This window comes from Streptomyces sp. NRRL WC-3549 (genome assembly GCF_000721935.1).
GTDB lineage: Bacteria > Actinomycetota > Actinomycetes > Streptomycetales > Streptomycetaceae > Streptomyces.
On sequence record NZ_KL585385.1, the window covers coordinates 32,747 to 49,654 of the forward strand.

15 protein-coding genes and 2 pseudogenes are annotated in these 16,908 nt (G+C 65.8%); 11 read left to right on the top strand and 6 right to left on the bottom strand.

The window, feature by feature from the left end:
• Nucleotides 1–29: 29 nt before the first annotated feature.
• The 4 genes and pseudogenes from IH13_RS0103710 to IH13_RS40415 form a co-directional block, all read left to right on the top strand.
• A pseudogene (locus IH13_RS0103710) lies at nucleotides 30–761 on the top strand (TadA family conjugal transfer-associated ATPase); the annotation flags it as partial.
• Nucleotides 762–1,414: 653 nt separating this feature from the next.
• Nucleotides 1,415–1,669 (top strand): hypothetical protein, encoded by a 255-nt coding sequence (locus IH13_RS44315; protein WP_082317508.1) that lies wholly within the window; start codon nucleotides 1,415–1,417, stop codon nucleotides 1,667–1,669.
• Complete coding sequence (locus IH13_RS0103720) at nucleotides 1,641–2,156, top strand: DUF6879 family protein (RefSeq protein WP_031080973.1); 516 nt, start codon at nucleotides 1,641–1,643, stop codon at nucleotides 2,154–2,156. The genes IH13_RS44315 and IH13_RS0103720 overlap by 29 nt, the downstream gene beginning before the upstream one ends.
• Nucleotides 2,157–2,177: 21 nt before the next feature.
• Nucleotides 2,178–3,023 carry a helix-turn-helix domain-containing protein gene (locus tag IH13_RS40415; RefSeq protein WP_082317509.1) on the top strand — a complete coding sequence of 282 codons (846 nt, stop codon included), beginning with the start codon at nucleotides 2,178–2,180 and terminating at the stop codon, nucleotides 3,021–3,023.
• Nucleotides 3,024–4,050: 1,027 nt separating this feature from the next.
• Here the strand turns inward: IH13_RS40415 and IH13_RS0103725 are convergent.
• From IH13_RS0103725 to IH13_RS40420, 5 genes are all read right to left on the bottom strand, one after another.
• Complete coding sequence (locus IH13_RS0103725) at nucleotides 4,051–4,431, bottom strand: hypothetical protein (RefSeq protein WP_031080974.1); 381 nt, start codon at nucleotides 4,429–4,431, stop codon at nucleotides 4,051–4,053.
• 589 nt (nucleotides 4,432–5,020) lie between these two features.
• Nucleotides 5,021–6,007, bottom strand: coding sequence for a hypothetical protein (locus IH13_RS0103730; protein ID WP_031080975.1), 987 nt, complete (start codon nucleotides 6,005–6,007; stop codon nucleotides 5,021–5,023).
• A 19-nt stretch (nucleotides 6,008–6,026) separates the two neighbouring features.
• Nucleotides 6,027–6,497: a hypothetical protein gene (locus IH13_RS43305; protein ID WP_158791033.1), complete on the bottom strand. Its 471-nt coding sequence runs from the start codon at nucleotides 6,495–6,497 to the stop codon at nucleotides 6,027–6,029.
• Nucleotides 6,490–6,783, bottom strand: a complete 294-nt coding sequence (locus IH13_RS43310; RefSeq protein ID WP_158791035.1) for a hypothetical protein — start codon at nucleotides 6,781–6,783, stop codon at nucleotides 6,490–6,492. The genes IH13_RS43305 and IH13_RS43310 overlap by 8 nt, the downstream gene beginning before the upstream one ends.
• 2,066 nt (nucleotides 6,784–8,849) lie before the next feature.
• The gene (locus IH13_RS40420) at nucleotides 8,850–10,391 is read right to left on the bottom strand and encodes a recombinase family protein (RefSeq protein ID WP_158791037.1); all 1,542 of its coding nucleotides are present in this window, start codon (nucleotides 10,389–10,391) and stop codon (nucleotides 8,850–8,852) included.
• Between the two features lie 66 nt (nucleotides 10,392–10,457).
• Here IH13_RS40420 and IH13_RS42015 point away from each other — a divergent pair.
• The 6 genes and pseudogenes from IH13_RS42015 to IH13_RS36635 form a co-directional block, all read left to right on the top strand.
• A pseudogene (locus tag IH13_RS42015) lies at nucleotides 10,458–10,769 on the top strand (ATPase, T2SS/T4P/T4SS family); the annotation flags it as partial.
• Nucleotides 10,766–11,653 (top strand): type II secretion system F family protein, encoded by an 888-nt coding sequence (locus tag IH13_RS0103745; RefSeq protein ID WP_420713335.1) that lies wholly within the window; start codon nucleotides 10,766–10,768, stop codon nucleotides 11,651–11,653. The pseudogene IH13_RS42015 and the gene IH13_RS0103745, both read left to right, overlap by 4 nt.
• A 5-nt stretch (nucleotides 11,654–11,658) precedes the next feature.
• On the top strand, nucleotides 11,659–12,465 hold the full coding sequence (locus IH13_RS0103750) for a type II secretion system F family protein (protein ID WP_051835755.1): 807 nt from the start codon (nucleotides 11,659–11,661) through the stop codon (nucleotides 12,463–12,465).
• 111 nt (nucleotides 12,466–12,576) lie between these two features.
• On the top strand, nucleotides 12,577–12,813 hold the full coding sequence (locus IH13_RS36630) for a DUF4244 domain-containing protein (RefSeq protein WP_082317514.1): 237 nt from the start codon (nucleotides 12,577–12,579) through the stop codon (nucleotides 12,811–12,813).
• Nucleotides 12,800–13,234, top strand: a complete 435-nt coding sequence (locus IH13_RS0103760; RefSeq protein ID WP_031080979.1) for a TadE family type IV pilus minor pilin — start codon at nucleotides 12,800–12,802, stop codon at nucleotides 13,232–13,234. Before IH13_RS36630 ends, IH13_RS0103760 begins: the two co-directional genes overlap by 14 nt.
• Before the next feature lie 65 nt (nucleotides 13,235–13,299).
• Nucleotides 13,300–13,677 carry an Rv3654c family TadE-like protein gene (locus tag IH13_RS36635; protein WP_420713336.1) on the top strand — a complete coding sequence of 126 codons (378 nt, stop codon included), beginning with the start codon at nucleotides 13,300–13,302 and terminating at the stop codon, nucleotides 13,675–13,677.
• A 188-nt stretch (nucleotides 13,678–13,865) separates the two neighbouring features.
• Here IH13_RS36635 and IH13_RS0103770 read toward each other — a convergent pair whose 3' ends face one another.
• Nucleotides 13,866–16,382: a DEAD/DEAH box helicase gene (locus IH13_RS0103770; protein ID WP_031080981.1), complete on the bottom strand. Its 2,517-nt coding sequence runs from the start codon at nucleotides 16,380–16,382 to the stop codon at nucleotides 13,866–13,868.
• Nucleotides 16,383–16,461: 79 nt separating this feature from the next.
• On the opposite strand from IH13_RS0103770, the gene IH13_RS0103775 reads away from it, so the two are divergent.
• A complete protein-coding gene (locus IH13_RS0103775; RefSeq protein ID WP_003967428.1) occupies nucleotides 16,462–16,815 on the top strand; it encodes an STAS domain-containing protein in 354 nt (117 codons plus the stop codon).
• The last annotated feature ends 93 nt before the right edge of the window (nucleotides 16,816–16,908 follow it).

The window sequence follows — 16,908 nt, forward strand, 5'->3', positions numbered from 1 at the left end:
CTCAGAGATGTGTATAAGAGACAGGCACAGAGGTGCTGGGTGCGGCCGAGGAGTTGCGTGGGGAACTGGTCGGTACGGGAGTACTGGAACGGCTGCTGGCCGACCCGGCGGTGACCGACGTCCTGGTGTCCTCGCCCGACCGGGTGTGGGTGGACCGCGGGGGCGGGCTGGAACTGACCCGCATCACCTTCCGGGACGCGGCAGCGGTCAGGCGGCTGGCACAGAGACTCGCCGCGGTGGCGGGACGCCGACTGGACGACGCCCGTCCCTGGGTGGACGCACGTCTCCCGGACGGGACGCGGATGCACGCGGTTTTGCCGCCGGTGTCCGTCGGGTCGACGTGCCTGTCACTGCGTGTGGTCCGCCCCCGCGCTTTCACACTGGAGGAGCTGGTCGGTGCGGGGACGCTCCCGCCCGGCGGCGACCGGCTGCTGCGTGCCCTCGTCGAGGCGCGGGTCTCCTACCTGATCAGTGGGGGCACGGGGGCGGGGAAGACGACGCTGCTCTCCAGCCTCCTGGGCGCGGTCGGACACCAGGAACGCATCGTGCTTGCCGAGGACTCGGCGGAACTCCGCCCGGACCACCCGCACGTCGTGCGTCTGGAGTCGCGTCCGGCCAATCAGGAGGGTGCGGGACAGGTGACTCTGCGGGACCTGGTGCGTCAGGCCCTGCGTATGCGCCCTGACCGGCTTGTGGTGGGTGAGGTGCGCGGTGCCGAGGTGGCAGACCTGCTGGCGGCGCTCAACACCGGGCATGAAGGTGCGTGAACACCACAACAGTACATGGCTTCGGCACGCCTAGGGCAGGTTGTCAACCCACGCGTTTCCAGGGGGAGTTCGTCACCACCGGATGCGCTCTGCGTCCCCGCCAACGCACACGGGGCACGGGCGCCGGTACGTCCAGCGGCACAGAGCACAGCCCGCGAAGCCGCAGCACCCGTCACACCACACCGACCCCCGTCCGGCACACGTCCCGCAGTACGACGCGAGCGCGACCGGTGGCGGGGGCCTCGCTGGGGCAGTGGTCATCAGTGCCCGTCCGGGTGCCGTCGCATGAAGACGTTGCAGTCAGTCACGGTCGTCATGTCGCCACCAGCGCGGGCACGGTCACGCACGTTGGCAAGTTCGGTGCAGCCGGGGCACCCCTCGACTGGCGTTGGCTCCAACTGACCCATGCGCAAAGGCAGTTCGACCGGATCACTTGGGTAGGTCCTGGCCTCGCTCACGTCCAACCCCCTGCATCGCTTCCCTGTCATCCGTCTTCGGATGAGCAGTCAACGGCTGGGAGTGCACCACGCTCTACAGACTTGCATCGACTTGCACGCCGATTCATCGCATGTGGTCTTGACTGCCCGCCCGGTAGCGAGAGGATGGCCGTGCAAGTTCAGGCAAACCGCGCACGGAAAGAGGCTGACATGGCGCTACGGTTCGTCGGGATTGACCCGAACACCGACCACGACCACTGCCCTACCGTCTGGGCTGACGAAGAGGCTGGAGAACTCGTAATGCAGGGCTGGAGGGCAGGCCCTGAACTCCGCACGGCTTGTGAGTCGAACACCCCGGCCAACGGACCTATCCCGGACAGCGAAGAAGTCATCAGGATTCCGGCGCGCATGGTGCCGATGATCCGGAAAGCGTGCGATGCAGTCGAGCGTTCCGCCGTTCAGTGAGCTACTGGCCAACACCCGTGATTCCGCTGTCCACCTGGAAATGCGAGATGACTACGGTACGAACCCCCGGCTAGAGGCTTGGCAGCTCGGGGAACGGGTGGACTGGAATGACCGTGAATCCTGGTGGCACCCGTTCCACCAGACGATTGCGGATGCCGTTGCGCGGGGTGTCTCCGTACGGCGTGCGCGGGTGGTGTCGGAGCCTGTCAGTGAATACATTCGCTGGGAGCACGATGCGACGCAAGGGAACCTAGCCGCCGGGGAAGATGTCCGGTGGTTGTCCCGGAGTCAAGTAACGGGCTTCCTCGTGCCAGCCAATGACTTCTGGCTGTTCGACGGAAAACTCCTCCGTATCCACCACTTCGCGGGGGGCGGTAGCCACGTCAGGGATGAACTCGATACGGACGCCGAGACATTGAAACTCTGCGCTTCGGCCTTTGAGTCCATCTGGCAGCGAGCAACCCCGCACAGCGAATACAAGATCTAAGCGCAACCGGACAGCCAACCTATGTCATCTCCTTCGTCCAAAGCCCAAGAAGCCAGGGAAGCCGTAGCCGGTCGGTTGCGGGAAATGAGGCTTGACGCAGGAATCACGGGGCGTGAGTTGGCTGTCCGGTGTGGATGGAGCGAAAGCAAGTCATCCCGGATCGAGCACGCTAAGACTCCGCCCAGCGAAGCTGACATAAGGGCCTGGTGTCAGGCGTGCGGCGCAGCGGAACACGCCGATGACCTGATTGCCGCCAACCGGCAAGCGGATTCCATGTACGTCCAGTGGAAGCGGCTACAGCGAACAGGGCTTAGGCGGCTACAGGAGTCGGGTGTACCGCTCTATGAACAGACGCGACAATTCCATGTCTACTGCTCCAACGTCGTCCCCGGCTTCTTCCAGACTCCCGGCTACGCGGCCTCATTGCTGACTTCCATTGCGCAGTTTCGCGGAACACCAGATGATGTGTCGGACGCTGTGAAAGCGCGAATGAACCGTTCTCACGTCATCCGCGAAGGGGACCACCGGTTTGCCGTCCTGGTTGAGGAATCGGTCTTGCGGTACCGGATTGGCAGCGCCGAAGTAATGGCCGCTCAACTAGGTCATCTGCTGTCCGTGATGGCGCTGCCGTCAATCTCACTCGGAATCATTCCGTTCACGGCGCCCCGGCAAGCTTGGCCGCTGGAAACATTCACCGTCTTTGACGGTCAGCGTGTCCACGTGGAAACCCTGTCGGCTGCTATCAAGGAAACTCAGCCGAGCGATGTAGGGCTTTACCTAAAGGCGTTTGGGAACCTGAAAAAGATTGCCGCCTATGGTGCGGATGCCCGTTCGCTCGTCACAGCGGCCATTGATGCCGTGGGCTGAAATACAGAAGGCCCCGCACCGGCCACCGGGAAGGCAGCGAGTACGGGGCTGTACACTAATGCACCATGGACGCAGGGTTAGCAGCTGTATGCGGTGCTTTTGCTGGCTCCCTGGGAACAATTGGAGCCGCATTAGCGTCTAGTCGCGCGCAAAGGGCAGGTGCCGAAATTGCTGCACGCGCGGAACACCGAAAGTCCCGGCGTGAGCCGCGAGAAGCCACATACAAGCAGTATGTCACCTCTGTCGCTGCCTTAGTTGACTGGGAATACTACGACGACGAGCCCAATCAGGATGACGAGCTGCATCCGATATTGCTCGACATCAGGAAGACGTGGACAGATGTTCTTTTCGCTGGACCAAAGAGGGTGACGCGGCCTGCTGATTTTCTAATGGATGCATGCGTCAAATATCGGGTAGCAGTGCGGGAGAGAGCCGAGGCAGAATTTGAAACCCCTAGGACATGGGTAGACGACGCACGCATAGAGATTCGCGTACGCCTATCCCTATTCGTGGACGCTGCCCAGGTAGCGTTGGATGATGACGGTTCGCGGCGTCGGTTCAGGGGCTAGCACCCGCAGCAGCGAATAGAAAAGCTAGCGCTACCTTATTCCGGATTCTTGCGTACGGGATCGGCCACGGAAAGGGCAATGTCCCGCAGTGTCCGGACGGTCCACGCTATCGGCGGTCACGACTCGGTCCTCTCGTCGGCAAGCGCAAGCAGTACGTCGAGGGCGGCGAGCAGCCTTTCCCGGTCGTTGGCGTCGCGCGGGGCGGCGTTGCGATGCCTTCGAGAGTTTCGAGAGTGTCACGCGCTGCGTTGTTCGGGCCGGTCATATGTCACGCTCCATCGGCAAGGCTGTATGCGGGGCCAACATGTTGGCGTAGTAAGCGAGTTGGGGGTTACTGGCCCACGCTGAAACCTCTTCGTGGCCCGACACCCGGCATTCAGTGTCAGAAATCTTCACGTCACAGATGCAGACGGGACCGGCCGCAACGGCCCTGGTTCTCTTTCTGCTGGGTCCGCGCATCACACAGCACCCCCAGCGGCACGAGCACGGTTCCAGCGCGTCTCAGCGGCCTTTGCGGCTCGCAGGGAAGCGGCGGAGCGGTGGGCATTCCCGCTGTCAGCCTGTCCCAGCGAGTAGGCGTCAACGTTCCCGGTTGGCCCATCCTCAGGGAAGAGGTCCCGGAAGATGCGCGCTGCCTTTTCTCTGGCGAGAATCCCCGTGCGCACGGCGGGATGCTCGACCATTTGGCCGGTGCTTCCCGGCACCATGCGTCCGTCTGTGCGCACCTGTGCGTCACACTCGGCAGCCTCACGCATGAGCGCGTCTGCAATGGCGAGCAGGGCCCGGTGCGCCGGTTCTAGCTCGTACTCGTCTTCAAAGGTCTTGGCGTATTCAGCCACGGTTCAACTCCTGACATACTGCCAGCTAAAAAGGGGAAGGTGGCGCATGCGCACCGGGGAACGGCTGCTATTGGCCCCCGCTCGGGATGAAGCGGGGGGAGGGTAACCCCCCAGGGGTGCGACGTGAAGAGGCGGCGAAGCGTGAGCGCATTCACACATTCACTCGCGAGACAACTTCATATCCATTGAACGTCATTCGTCGCGGCGAGATTGCAAGACGAATGGACACTTGTTCCGTGTTGCTTTCGCAGGGAAAGGGACACGTTCAACTGGCGTTCGCTGTCTCGCCTGCTTTCACAAGCTGAGTGGATTACCCGAAAGGCAACGGCTCAGCGGTACGCAACACAGAGGCAGCGTAGACAGGCGCACAGCACATTGCCCGCCCCTCGTTCTTTTGCCTTCTCTATCGTGCTGCCGACAACGCGTGAACACACAGACAGTCAGCAGGAATTGAGCAGCGAAAGGAACGAGGGTCGGACGACGTTCTGTCAGCACAACCGCACGGGGGCGGCAGGGGGGCGCCGAGGGTATCGGCAGTCCACCCCGCCTACTCAAGTGGAGGCCCCTACTACTTGAGTAGGCGCCTTCGCTACAGGTACACCTTTGGCCCGGTGTCGCCATCCGGGTAAACGGCGTCCGGGGGGACCTGTACCGGCTTGTGTGACTTGAGAGGGGCGGCAAGCGAATCGGGGAATGTGCCCCCGTTCGAGTACGAGGAAAGCTGACGCAGCTTGGATTCAGCAGCGGAAATTACTTCACTCGCCGTGGCTTGCGAAGCTGTGTCCCCATTGAACACGTTCTCTCGGCGCGATCGCCGCGCGTCGTAATCCGCCTTGAAAACGTCCGGGCTTGCCCGGTCGTAGTCAGGGTTGCTGACCTGATACGGGGAAATTCGGGTGATGGTCTTTCGGGCTCGCTCGTCCAACCAAACGGCGTCCACCTGTTCACAGGACCGCGAAATTCCGTCCAGCGTGACAGCCTTGTTGAGGGCCCCCCGCATTACGTCAATCGCCTTTTTCAGGTCCGCCCGAACCTTCGGAATCTCGGTGACGACGTACGTAGCGGCGTTGTCTCGCCACTCATCCCGGTGCTTCCTCATGAGTGCAACAGCCTTACGGGCAGCCGTAGTTGACTCGACCTTGAGCGCGTCTCGCAGCGCGATAGCGTCGCGCACCTTCGGGGCTAGCTCCGATTCCTTGGAATCAATCAGCGATGAAATTGACGGAACCTTGCCACTGGCTGAAACGGCAGCGGTAACGGCCCGCTGAGCGTCGGCAGGAATCGCCCGGTACTCGTCGTACAGCCGTTCGGCTTCCTCGTCGGCCGCGAACACCGCGTGCATGGCCCTCTCATGCGTCGCGAAGGCGTCCCGGGCAACCTTCGGCGCGTGTGCGAGCGGGAGCCCGTACGGGCGCTTGAGGGGCTTTCCGAACCCCTCGTTGGCAAAGGTAGCCCCGTCGTTGATGGACCGGAAGACAGCGGGGATTCCGTTTCGGTCTAGGGCATCCTTCGCTGCGTCCTTGTCCGCTTCGTTGAGCAGAGAGTTTCGGCGGACGGTGCTCCGTAGTTCAGTCATTTTTGTATTCCCTCGTGATTCAGAAATTCTGTGCCTGACCCGTGACGTTCGAGCTCGGCTTGGGATTAGGTTTGTGCGTCCGGCGGTTACTGGTAATCCGGTCCACGAGTACCTGAACATCGGCGTCATTTGGCGTGGGCTTTGAGTACCCACTGACGCCATTCTTCAAATTCCGGGATTTCGAGGCCGGCTGGGGGATGCTGGATTTCTCGGAATTACCGAATCCGGGGGCCATTTCGCGGATTACAGCGGAAACGTCAACTTCTGTCGGCGCGTCCGTCCGATGCTGCGTGACCCCCTGCCGACGCAGGACCCCGTTAGCTATCGCCCGGCCCGCTTCCGCCTCCCTGCGCTTGAGCATGGCGGCAATCTCGCTGCCTACTGTCTGCCCGAATGCGGCTTCAAGCAGATGAACCGGGGGAGTGCGCCCCGCCTTCGCGGAAGCCCTCACAAGATCTGCGGCTTGTTCTTGGGTTAGCTTCTCAGGCATTGCGCGCCCCCTTTGACTCGGGGATTACCCCAATTCCCATTGCGAACAGTCGCCGTTTCTTAGTAGGCGTCTTGCCTTTTTGGATGCCGTAGCCCGCTCGCTGAATCATTGCAACGACCGTAGACATGGGCATGGCGACATCCGGATATCCGTTGGCCTGTACCCACGTGTTGGCTGCGGCGGTAAGTATGTAGCTCGACGATCTGTATTCCGCCCGGTCTACAGTGCGCGCCCGCAGGAATGCACAGAATGCATCCCACTGCTCAGGAGTGAACTCAGCGGTCACGGCACACCGCCAAGATCTCGCGCTGAATACCGACAGACCGGCCACGAGACACGGCGTCGAAAAGGTGGGGGAGAACTGTTAGCAGCGGGTTAATCACTGTCCGTCCGCTCTCTTCAAAGGTGAGGTCGTCGGCGTCAAGTTCATCAAAGATGCGGCTAAGCAAAGCGTTCATTCGGCGACCCGGAGCATCGGGGCGGACGCTAGGCATATCGGCGGGAGTTGGGGAAGCCATGTTCTTTGGTTCCTTTCTGAGGGATCGCAGCAAAGCGCTACGCAATCACTGGCCTAGGCTTGTGGTAGCTTCCGTATCTTTCCCGTGCGATACGGGCAAGCGTGTTTTGGTGCTCACGGTGCACCGCCTGCCGGATAAGCTCATCTGCGGTGAACCGGGCGCGTGCCTTTCGACTAAGAGCGTCACAGGTAGCGAGGAATTCACTCGGGGCGCGCCGGTACGCGGCATCCATGCCACGATGGTCATTGACGCACATGGGCTGATAGCAGTAAGGGTCATCTGACCACGTGAAAGCACCGTACATATTCTCGTCCGGGTCACTCCACATGTACGCCCACTCAGCGGCAGTACCACCGCACCACACGCACGCGTAATACTTTGCGAGTCCGCGTATGCGCTTCACCTTGCCGTGTGCCAGGCGGTATGCCGTGGCGGCACGAAGGGAAGTCTTCGGGTGGGGAATTCCTTGCGTCATCATGCTTATTCTGCTCCAGAACGCAGAAATGCCCGGTACAGGATGACCTCTAGGTGGCAGCCTAGGTCATCCCATACCGGGCAAGATTGTGGGTGCGTGGCTGCCATTACGCACAAGTGAGGGGGCCCCGAAAAGGAGCCTTGAAGGAAGCTCAACCCTTCGGGGGTGCACCCCTCTACTTGTACTAGAGCGCATGAGATTCCCTGCGGAGGCGAATGCGCCGCTAATCGGTAGCCCTAATTGATTGTGTTACGCAAGCGTTACTTTGAGGCGCGAGTGGCAAGATCGGCAGCACGGGCAGCGCGGTAAAAGGCGGTCTTGCAACGAGGAGAGCAAAACCGAGGGGGGCGACCACGCTTGTACCCCTGGTCATCCCCCGGGTAAATAAGCTCTCCGCAGTGCTCACACGAAGTGCAGTCCCGCACTTCCTGCGCAAGGTCGATTTCGTCTGCCGCCGCTCTCCGGGCTGCTTCCTGAACTTCCGTACACTCTTCGCCGTTGCGGTCGTCATAGTCACAGACGCTCTTGGTGCGCGAAGTCATGAAAATCTTCGCCCCGCACAGCCCGCATGTCGAAAACTGAGGGATTCCGAGTGCTACCCGCTCACGCTCCCACTTCTTGTTTCGGCTAGCGGCTACGTGGCAGCGCTGAGAGCAGTAGCGCTCTTGACGGCCGGTGAGGTACTTCCCGCAAACGACGCAAGTCACGGAGTGCCGGTTAAACCGAAGCTGGGGCATGGGGTCTTGTCCTTGTCGTCCGTCGATTCTCGGTCTAGCGGACTCCCCACTAAGGGAACGTCCACTCATAACTAGCGTGGAAGGGATTCCAGGGACTCCCGACAACCGAGGTGTGTTCCTCTAATCGTGGTGCTCTGAGGCTTTCCCCTTTGAAGCCCTATATGTATTTTTTGATTTGTGGGTGGAACCCTAAATGTATTAACGTCACCTTCTTAGAGGAACATTGCAGGTCAGACGGGGTGTTGGAGGTTAGGCGAGTGACGCTCTCCCCTCTCCGCTGATTCGCTCCCCTCAGAGCGTCCCTAAGGGCCTGAGAGAGCCCCGGCGGTCCATTGCCTCACCGGGGCCCCTCTAGGCACTACATGCGCCGTCAGGCGGCTTCCGGACACAGGAAAGCGGCCCCAGCGGGATCACTCCCACCGGGGCCGCTCTGGTCGGCGCTGAGCGCCTTACTCCGCCAGGAACTCAGGGAAGCCCATGAGTGCCGCTTGTAGCGCCTCAAGCCGGTCTATCCGGCCACGGAGTAGGGCCGTGTCCTCTCCGGCCCGTACGCGCCGCCACAGGGCCTTTGACTTGCGCTGCAAGTGGCGCATCTCGTCGGCCCGGAACTGTGCTTCGGTCGTCACGCGGCTACCCCCCGGCTGTCCGCTTCAGCGGCAGCGATAGCGGCAAGCTCACCGGCCGCAGGATCGTCCCGGAACCATGCGGGACCCTCAAATTCGACGGATACCCGCGACGGATCGAACCGCCTAGGTGATCCGGGGGTTGCCGGTCGGATTACCACGTACGCGCCTAGATCCTTGAGCAGTGCTCTACGTCCTTCGTTATCGCGTCGGTTCCATTCCTCCGCCACTGTGCCCCCGGCATCAACCCAGCGGCCTTCAGTGTGTTCGGCTTCCGTGCGCAATTCGGCTTGCCGCTTTTCCAGTGCGGTTAGCTGAGAGATGACTATGCGCGCTGCTGTGCCGTTCGGGTCGAGTTGTCCGAGGTTCCCGGCCAGTCGTTCAATTTGTGTGGTCACTTCGGAGAGCTGGAGTACCGCGCTCCCGTCAGGATTTACCCAACGCTTGAGCGCGAATCGTCCGAACCGCTTGAGGTAATCGGCGGTCACGAGCGCGTCCAGGTGGTGGGCTGTGATGACGTTTGGCTTGTGGGTGCCGTACTTGCCAACACCATTCCGGCAAACGTATGTGGAAAAGTCTTGCCCCCGCACTTCTCGACGCTGCCTGTACATTGGGCCTTCGCATTCCGAGCACAGTGCGATGTGCAGGAGTAGCGCCTTACCGGTGCGCTCAGCGCCGCGCCCCTTTGATTTGCCGTCGATGACAGCGCGCACGGATGACCAGATTTCAGCGCTGAGGATTTCCGGACCGGCTGACACTGGCATTCCCTCAGCGTCTAGCACTGGCTGATTGGTGAGGGCGCCGCGCTTGCTGCCCGGTGTTGCTTGAACGAGCCACCCGCGTACGGCAGGCGTGTATAGGACGTCTCGCAGCGTTGTCGTGTACCACTTGCCGCCCCGAAGCTTCCGCCCGTCCCGCTGACGCGCGTGATCCGCCGGGGGAAGAACGCCGCGTTCATTGAGTTCACGGGCAAGGCCGCTCAGGGACGCGCCGTGATTGGTGAGCTTGTCGGCAGCTTCGCGGAGGACAGCGGCGGCAGTCTCGTCAATAATCCAGCGTTTGTTGTTGACTGGTCCGCTGACGCTGTAGCCGTACGGGGGGAGTCCCCCCAGGTGGTTGCCGCGTGCCTTGAAGTACTTCTTGCTGTCCGTGATTCGTGTGGTGATCAATTCTCGTTCGTACTGAGCGAATGCCGACAGCACGTTGATGATGATTGACGAGTTTTCCGGTGACACGACTCCGTCAGCGGTTACGACGGTCGCGTCGGAAGCCTTTGCCGCATCCAAGAGACGTTGGAACTCAAGAACGCTCCGGGCGAACCGGTCGAGACGCGTTGCAAGGACGAAGTCAGCGCGCGGCATCCACGAGAGAACTTCACGCATCCCTTCGCGGTCTTCCAGCCTGCTCGCACCGCTGACGTTCGTGTCTGTGGCGATGTGGACGACGTGCCACCCACGGGATTCGGCGTACCGGCGGCAAGCGGTAATCCGGTGGTCGGGCGCCTCTTCGGCGAACAGTCGGGACAGTCGGTCATAGATCACGACGGTTGGTTGAGACATGTGGGCCCTAGCGCGGAAGTGCTTCCCAACCGTGTGGATGGTCAGGAAGGTCACGCGGGCGGGTGCTGCACGGTGCACGCCAATGCCGCCGAGCATGTACCCGCCCGTCTCGAGGCACTGGGTACGGCCGCAGGCCTCGACCGTGCCGCACTGCACAGCCAGTTGGCGGCGGCTCTGTCGGTGGTGGTCCATCTGGTCCGGGACCGGGGCGGACAGCGGCGGCTCGCGGAAGTCCATGTGATCGGGCGGGACGACGCGGGACTCGTGGTTACCGTGCCCGCGCTGAGCTGGGGCGTCAAGGGCTTCGCGCCGGAACGGGGCTGGGAGCGGCTGGAATCGCTGATCGGTGCACCGGTATGACCGCCGGCGGAGTGACAGCCGTGGGGGCCGGGGCGCCGGCCCACATGCCGCTCCTGGTGATGGCGGTCGGCGCGGGCGTCTCGGGTGGGTTGGCTGTCGCCAAGGACCACGGGCTGAAGCGGGCGCGGGCGATGTTCGTGTCGCGCCGGGACGGCGGGCAGATCCAGGCCAGGGGACGGGCCGATGCCCTGGCTCGTCTCGACGCGCACCGTGAGTGGCTCTGTGTTCCCGCGGCGGTGCTGCTCGCGGTGATGGGCGGGTCGGTGCTTCCCCTGCTCGCCGGAGGCGTGGCGGTTCCCCTGGTACGGCGATTGATCGCTCGCCGTGCCAGGGCACGCGACCGTGAACGTGCTGCCGACGCTGTGACAGCGCTCTGCGGTGCCGTCGTGGGGGAGCTGCGGGCCGGGCGGGAGCCCGGGCGTGCGCTGCTCGTCGCGGGACGCGGCGAGGGCGCTCTGGGAGGTGCCGAAGCAGCGGTTCTGGCGGCTGCCCGATTCGGCGGTGATGTGCCGGAGGCCCTCCGGAAGGTGTCCGCGGTGCCGGGCTTCGAAGGGCTCGCCGGGATGGCGGCCTGCTGGCGGGTGGCGGTGGACGGTGGAGCCGGTCTCGCTACCGGCCTGGCCCGTATCGAGCAGGCGCTACGGGCCGAGCGCCGCAGCCGGGAGGAGTTGCGGGCACAGCTGGCCGGAGCCTGGTCCACCGTGGTGGTGCTGGCGCTGCTGCCGATGGTCGGTCTGGGGCTGGGCGTGGCGCTGGGAGCCGACCCGCTGCGGGTTCTGCTGCACACGCCAGGCGGCTTCGCCTGTTTGGCGGCAGGTTCCTTGCTGGAGGCGGCCGGGCTGTTCTGGGCCACCCGGATCGTGCGAGCGGGGGAGAGGGCGTGATCCGGATGCCGGACATGGTGTGCCGGCCGGTGGTCGTCGGCGCGCTCTCGGGCATCGCCGTGTGCCTGGGCGTCATCCTGCTGGCGGCGATCCGTCGGGAGCGGTTGACACGTCGCCGGGGCGCCCGGCTGTTGCCGGCCGCCGTGTGCGGGCCCTCACCGGAACACCGGCGGCCGTCGTGGCGGACTGGGGGCCGGGACGGTGTGCGGCGGTGCACGGCCCTGCTCGGGGCCTGGGCGGCCGGCTGGTTCCTGGTCGGTGGGCCGGCCGGATGCGGAGTGGGGTGCGTGGCGGCGTACGGCCTCTGGCGGTGGCAGAGCTCCGCAGGGACGCGCAGGGCCGCCGCGCGGGAAAAGGCAGAGGCCGCGGCGGTCGCCGCGCAGTTGCCCCTGGTCGCCGACCTCTTGGCCGCCTGCCTGTCGTCGGGGGCCGGACCACGGGATGCGGCGGAGGCGGTCGGGGAGTCCATGGGCGGTCCGGTGGGGGACCGTCTCGGCCGCACAGCCGCCGAGATCCGGCTCGGCGGGGACCCGTCCGAGGCGTGGGGGCGCTTCGGTGAGATACCCGGTGCCGCACGACTCGCCCGATGCCTGGAACGGGCCGGTGCGACAGGGGCTCCGGCAGCGGACTCGGTGTCCCGGTTGGCGGACGAGATACGTGCCGAGCGGGCGAGCGCGGCAGTGGCACGGGCCCAGCGTGCGGGCGTGCTGATCACCGCGCCGGTGGGGCTGTGTTTCCTGCCCGCCTTCCTGGCCGTGGGCGTGGCGCCGGTGGTGATCGGTCTGGCGGGCGGCCTGTTGCAGCGCAACTGACGGAGGCGGGTTCGGCACGGGAGGACCGAACCGGGAGGCCCGGAGGCCGAAAGACAAGTGCTCGGGACGGCGATTCGATACCGGGCGACGAGACGAGACGACGAGGTCGAGATGGAGAAGAACGTCATGACACGGGTGCTGAGCCCGGTCCGGCGCATCTGGCAGGACAGGATCGGCCGGCTCATGGGACCTGGCCGACGGGACCAGGGAATGACGACATCCGAATACGCGGTGGGGACCATCGCGGCATGTGCGTTCGCCGCGGTGCTCTACAAGGTGGTGACCAGCGGGGCCGTACTGTCCGCGTTGCAGTCGCTGATCAAGGACGCCCTTGATGCGCAGTTCTGAGGCGGTGCGGGAGGGCCGTGAGCGGCGGGTGACGTGGACGCGTGTGGGCGTCCGTTTCCGGGCCGCCGAGCGGGGCGCGGTGACGGCAGAGGCCGCGATGGCCGTTCCGGTGCTGGTCGCGTTCGTCCTGGCGCTTGTCTGGGCCCTGGTCGCCGCGTCCGACCAGATCCGTTGCGTGGACGCCGCGAGGGCCGGGGCACGGGCGGCGGCGCGTTCGGAACCGGAGGCCGCTGTGCTGGCGGTGGCGCGGGAGGCGGCACCGGGCGGAGCCCGGATCGCGGTGGAGCGGACCGGGGAGCTGTGGCGGGTCCGGGTGCGGTCCCCGGCGCCGGGCCCGGGCGGGCTCGCCCTGACGTTGAGTGCCGAGGCGGTTGCTCTGGCCGAAGACACCGTGGGGGCTGACTTGGGGGCGCACGCGTGACGGGCAGGCCGAGGCGGACCCGGACCGGTGTGGGGGACCAAGGGCTGGCGACCGTGTGGGTGGCCGTGACGACGGCGACGCTGTGCGCTGTCTTCGCGGTGGTCCTCGCCTTGGGCCAAGCCGTGGCGGCCCGGCACGAGGCGGGCGCGGCGGCGGATCTCGCGGCCCTCGCGGCGGCCGACCGGGCGCTGCTGGGAGCGACCGAGGCGTGCGGGGCGGCGAGGGAGGTGGCCGGCGCCCAGGGCGCGGAGCTGGTGCGGTGCCGGCTTCAGGGCGACATCGCGGATGTGACCGCACGTGCCCGCTTCGGGCCGTACGCGCCGGAGGCCAGGTCGAGGGCCGGACCTCCGGCGGCCCCACCAGCCGAGACGTCTGCCATGTCCGTGCCGTCGACGGTCGCCGATACCGGAGGGAGGTCCGAGCCGCCGGTGGAGGTGCCGTAGCCGGAGTGACCATCACCCCGGGAGCCGGGAGCCGGGAGCTGGGAGCTGGGAGCCGGGAGCCGGGTGACGCGTGCGGGGGTGGCTGCATCGGCCCCGTCAGGTTGTTGACGCGGGCGGTTGCGGGTGGCCGCTGGCCGGCCGGCGAGTGCGGGTGAGGGCCGGCGGCGGTTCACGGTGTCGAGGCGCGTTCACGGTGTCGAGGCGCCCGGCGGCGGGCTGTCCCCGGTACCCTCCCGCGGCGCGTCTTCCCCGGGGTCGGGCGGGGCCGTCCTGAGGAGCTCGGACAGAAGGCGCACGGCGCCTCGTTTGTGCAGCGGCTCGTTTCCGTTGCCGCACTTGGGGGACTGGATGCAGGAAGGACAGCCGGCCTCGCACTCGCAGGACGCGATGGCCTGCCGGGTTGCCGTCAGCCAGGCACGGGCCGTGCGGAAGGCCCGCTCCGCGAATCCCGCACCGCCGGGGTGGCCGTCGTAGACGAAGACCGTCGGCAGCAAGGTGTCCGGGTGGAGCGGTACGGAGACACCACCGATGTCCCAGCGGTCGCAGGTGGCGAACAGGGGGAGCATCCCGATGGAGGCGTGTTCGGCGGCGTGCAGAGCGCCTCCGAGGATCTCGGGCCCGATCCGGGCGGCGTCGAGCTGGTCCTCGGTGACCGTCCACCACACGGCACGGGTGCGCAGGGTCCGGGGCGGCAGATCGAGCTTGGTCTCGCCCAGAACCTCGCCGGTGATCACTCTGCGGCGCAGGAAGGAGACGACCTGGTTGGTGACTTTCACGGAACCGAAGCAGAGCCGGCCGTCACCCCAGGGAATCTCGGTGTCGGTCTCCAGAACGGCGATGGCGGTCGTGTCACGTGCGGTGGTCGAGTAGGGCGGGACGGCTTCTTCGACCAGAGCCACCGAGTCGCGCAGGTCCAGCCTTCGGACCAGGTACGTGCGCCCTTGGTGGAGATGGACGGCGCCCTCGTGCACGGCGGTGTGCGCGGCGGACTCGTCGACCGTACCGAGCAGCCGGCCGGTGCCCTCCTCGACGATCTGGACGGGGCGCCCGCCACCACCGCGGATGTCGGTGAGATCGGCGGCCCGCTCGCGCCGGGTCCAGTGCCAGCCCGTCGTCCGCCTGCGCAGCAGCTTCGCGTCCTCCAACTGCGGAAGCAGCTCGGGTACGGCGGGACCGAAAAGGGCGATATCGGCTTCGGTGAGCGGGAGCTCGGCGGCTGCCGCGCACAGGTGCGGGGCGAGGACGTACGGGTTGTCGGGGTCGAGGACCGTCGCCTCCACCGGCTGCTGGAAGAGGGCTTCTGGGTGGTGGACGAGGAAGGTGTCCAGCGGGTCGTCCCGGGCGACCAGGACGGCGAGTGAGCCCTGCCCGGAGCGCCCCGCACGTCCCGCCTGCTGCCACAGGGACGCCCTGGTCCCCGGATAACCGGCGATGACGACGGCGTCCAGGCCCGAGACGTCGATACCCAGCTCCAGAGCCGTCGTGGCTGCCAGACCGAGGAGCTCTCCCGAGTGCAGGGCCCGTTCCAGGGCCCGGCGCTCCTCGGGCAGGTAGCCACCACGGTAGGCGGCGACCCGGCCGGGGAGGGACCGGTCCACTTCCGCCAGCCGCTCCTTCGCGATGACCGAGACGAGCTCCGCGCCGCGTCTGGAGCGTACGAAGGCCACCGAACGGATGCCCTGAAGGGTCAGGTCGGTCAGGAGATCGGCGGTCTCCGCCGTGGCGGTACGGCGTACGGGGGCGCCCCTCTCGCCGTGCAGTTCGGTCAGCGGCGGCTCCCAGAGAGCGAAGACCATTTCGCCACGGGGTGAGGCGTCGTCGGCGACCTCCCTGACGGGCAGGCCGGTGAGGTGCCCGGCCGCGACGGAGGGCTGCGCCGCGGTGGCGGAGGCGAGGAGGAAGACCGGATCGGAACCGTAGCGCGCGCACAGACGGCGCAGACGGCGCAGCACCTGGGCGACGTGGGAGCCGAAGACGCCCCGGTAGGTGTGGCACTCGTCGATGACGACGAAGCGCAGGGCGCGCAGGAAGGAGGCCCAGCGAGGGTGGGAGGGGAGGATGCCCCGGTGCAGCATGTCGGGGTTGGTGAGGACGTAATTGGCGTACTGACGCACCCATTCGCGTTCCTCGACCGGCGTGTCCCCGTCGTAGACCGCGGGCCGGACGGCGGTGCCGAGCGGTTCGGCGAGCGTCCTGACCGCGCGTCGCTGGTCCGCGGCGAGCGCCTTGGTGGGAGCCAGATACAGGGCGGTCGCCCCTCGGCCGTTCGGGGCCTGCGAGCCATCGAGGAGGGCGCTCAGGACCGGGGCCAGGTAGGCGAGGGACTTCCCGGACGCCGTTCCCGTGGCGATGACGACGGACTCGCCGTCCAGCGCGTGTGCGGCCGCGGTGGCCTGGTGGGTCCACGGATGGTCGATTCCGGCCTGGCCAATTGCAGCGACCACTTCTGGCCGGATGCGGTCGGGCCAGGTGGCATGGGTTCCCCCACGCGGGGGCAGGTGCTCCGTATGAGTGATGCGCGCTGCCCGGCTCGCCCCTGCGGCAAGCCGGTCGAGGACCACTGCGGGAGACGGGCGCGAGCTGCCGTTCTCGGGTGGTTGACTGGGGCGGTGATTCTTGGCCATCGGCACCGAGTGTGTCACTGGCATGACGGACAATGGTCCCAAGGCGTCGTGCATGGCTGCTGGTAAGTGATTGAATGCCATCGCGGCTGGCGATCCGTCCCCTGGCCTCCGTCGGGGAGACCGAGGGGCGACCGCTCGATAGCAAGGTGCTGGAGGATCCGTGGACCTGTCTCTGTCGACTCGCAATGTGTCCGGGCCTGGTGGCGACCGTACGGTCGTCGAGGTCGGTGGCGAGATTGATGTGTATACCGCGCCCAAGCTGCGCGAGCAGTTGGTCGAGTTGGTGAATGACGGCAGCTACCACCTGGTTGTCGACATGGAGGGTGTCGACTTCCTCGACTCCACCGGACTCGGCGTGCTTGTGGGCGGCCTGAAGCGTGTCCGGGCCCATGAGGGCTCGCTGCGCCTGGTGTGCAACCAGGAGCGCATTCTCAAGATCTTCCGGATCACGGGCCTGACCAAGGTGTTCCCCATCCACACCACGGTCGACGAGGCTGTCGCGGCCACCGACTGATCCGTCGGATCGGGTCGGCCGGTTCGCCGGCCGGCAGGCAGCGTTCGGGCCGGCAGACGGCGGGTAGGCCTGCCGTCACGGGCAGGCGGTCGA

What these genes read in the sequence shown, in the direction of transcription:
- IH13_RS40415 (WP_082317509.1), top strand. Translation starts at nt 2,178, where the DNA reads ATGTCATCTCCTTCGTCCAAAGCCCAAGAAGCCAGGGAAGCCGTAGCC.
- IH13_RS0103720 (WP_031080973.1), top strand. Translation starts at nt 1,641, where the DNA reads ATGCAGTCGAGCGTTCCGCCGTTCAGTGAGCTACTGGCCAACACCCGT.
- IH13_RS0103770 (WP_031080981.1), bottom strand. Translation starts at nt 16,382, where the DNA reads ATGGCATTCAATCACTTACCAGCAGCCATGCACGACGCCTTGGGACCA.
- IH13_RS44315 (WP_082317508.1), top strand. Translation starts at nt 1,415, where the DNA reads ATGGCGCTACGGTTCGTCGGGATTGACCCGAACACCGACCACGACCAC.
- IH13_RS0103750 (WP_051835755.1), top strand. Translation starts at nt 11,659, where the DNA reads ATGCCGGACATGGTGTGCCGGCCGGTGGTCGTCGGCGCGCTCTCGGGC.
- IH13_RS43305 (WP_158791033.1), bottom strand. Translation starts at nt 6,497, where the DNA reads ATGCCTGAGAAGCTAACCCAAGAACAAGCCGCAGATCTTGTGAGGGCT.
- IH13_RS0103730 (WP_031080975.1), bottom strand. Translation starts at nt 6,007, where the DNA reads ATGACTGAACTACGGAGCACCGTCCGCCGAAACTCTCTGCTCAACGAA.
- IH13_RS0103745 (WP_420713335.1), top strand. Translation starts at nt 10,766, where the DNA reads ATGACCGCCGGCGGAGTGACAGCCGTGGGGGCCGGGGCGCCGGCCCAC.
- IH13_RS0103760 (WP_031080979.1), top strand. Translation starts at nt 12,800, where the DNA reads ATGCGCAGTTCTGAGGCGGTGCGGGAGGGCCGTGAGCGGCGGGTGACG.
- IH13_RS36630 (WP_082317514.1), top strand. Translation starts at nt 12,577, where the DNA reads ATGGAGAAGAACGTCATGACACGGGTGCTGAGCCCGGTCCGGCGCATC.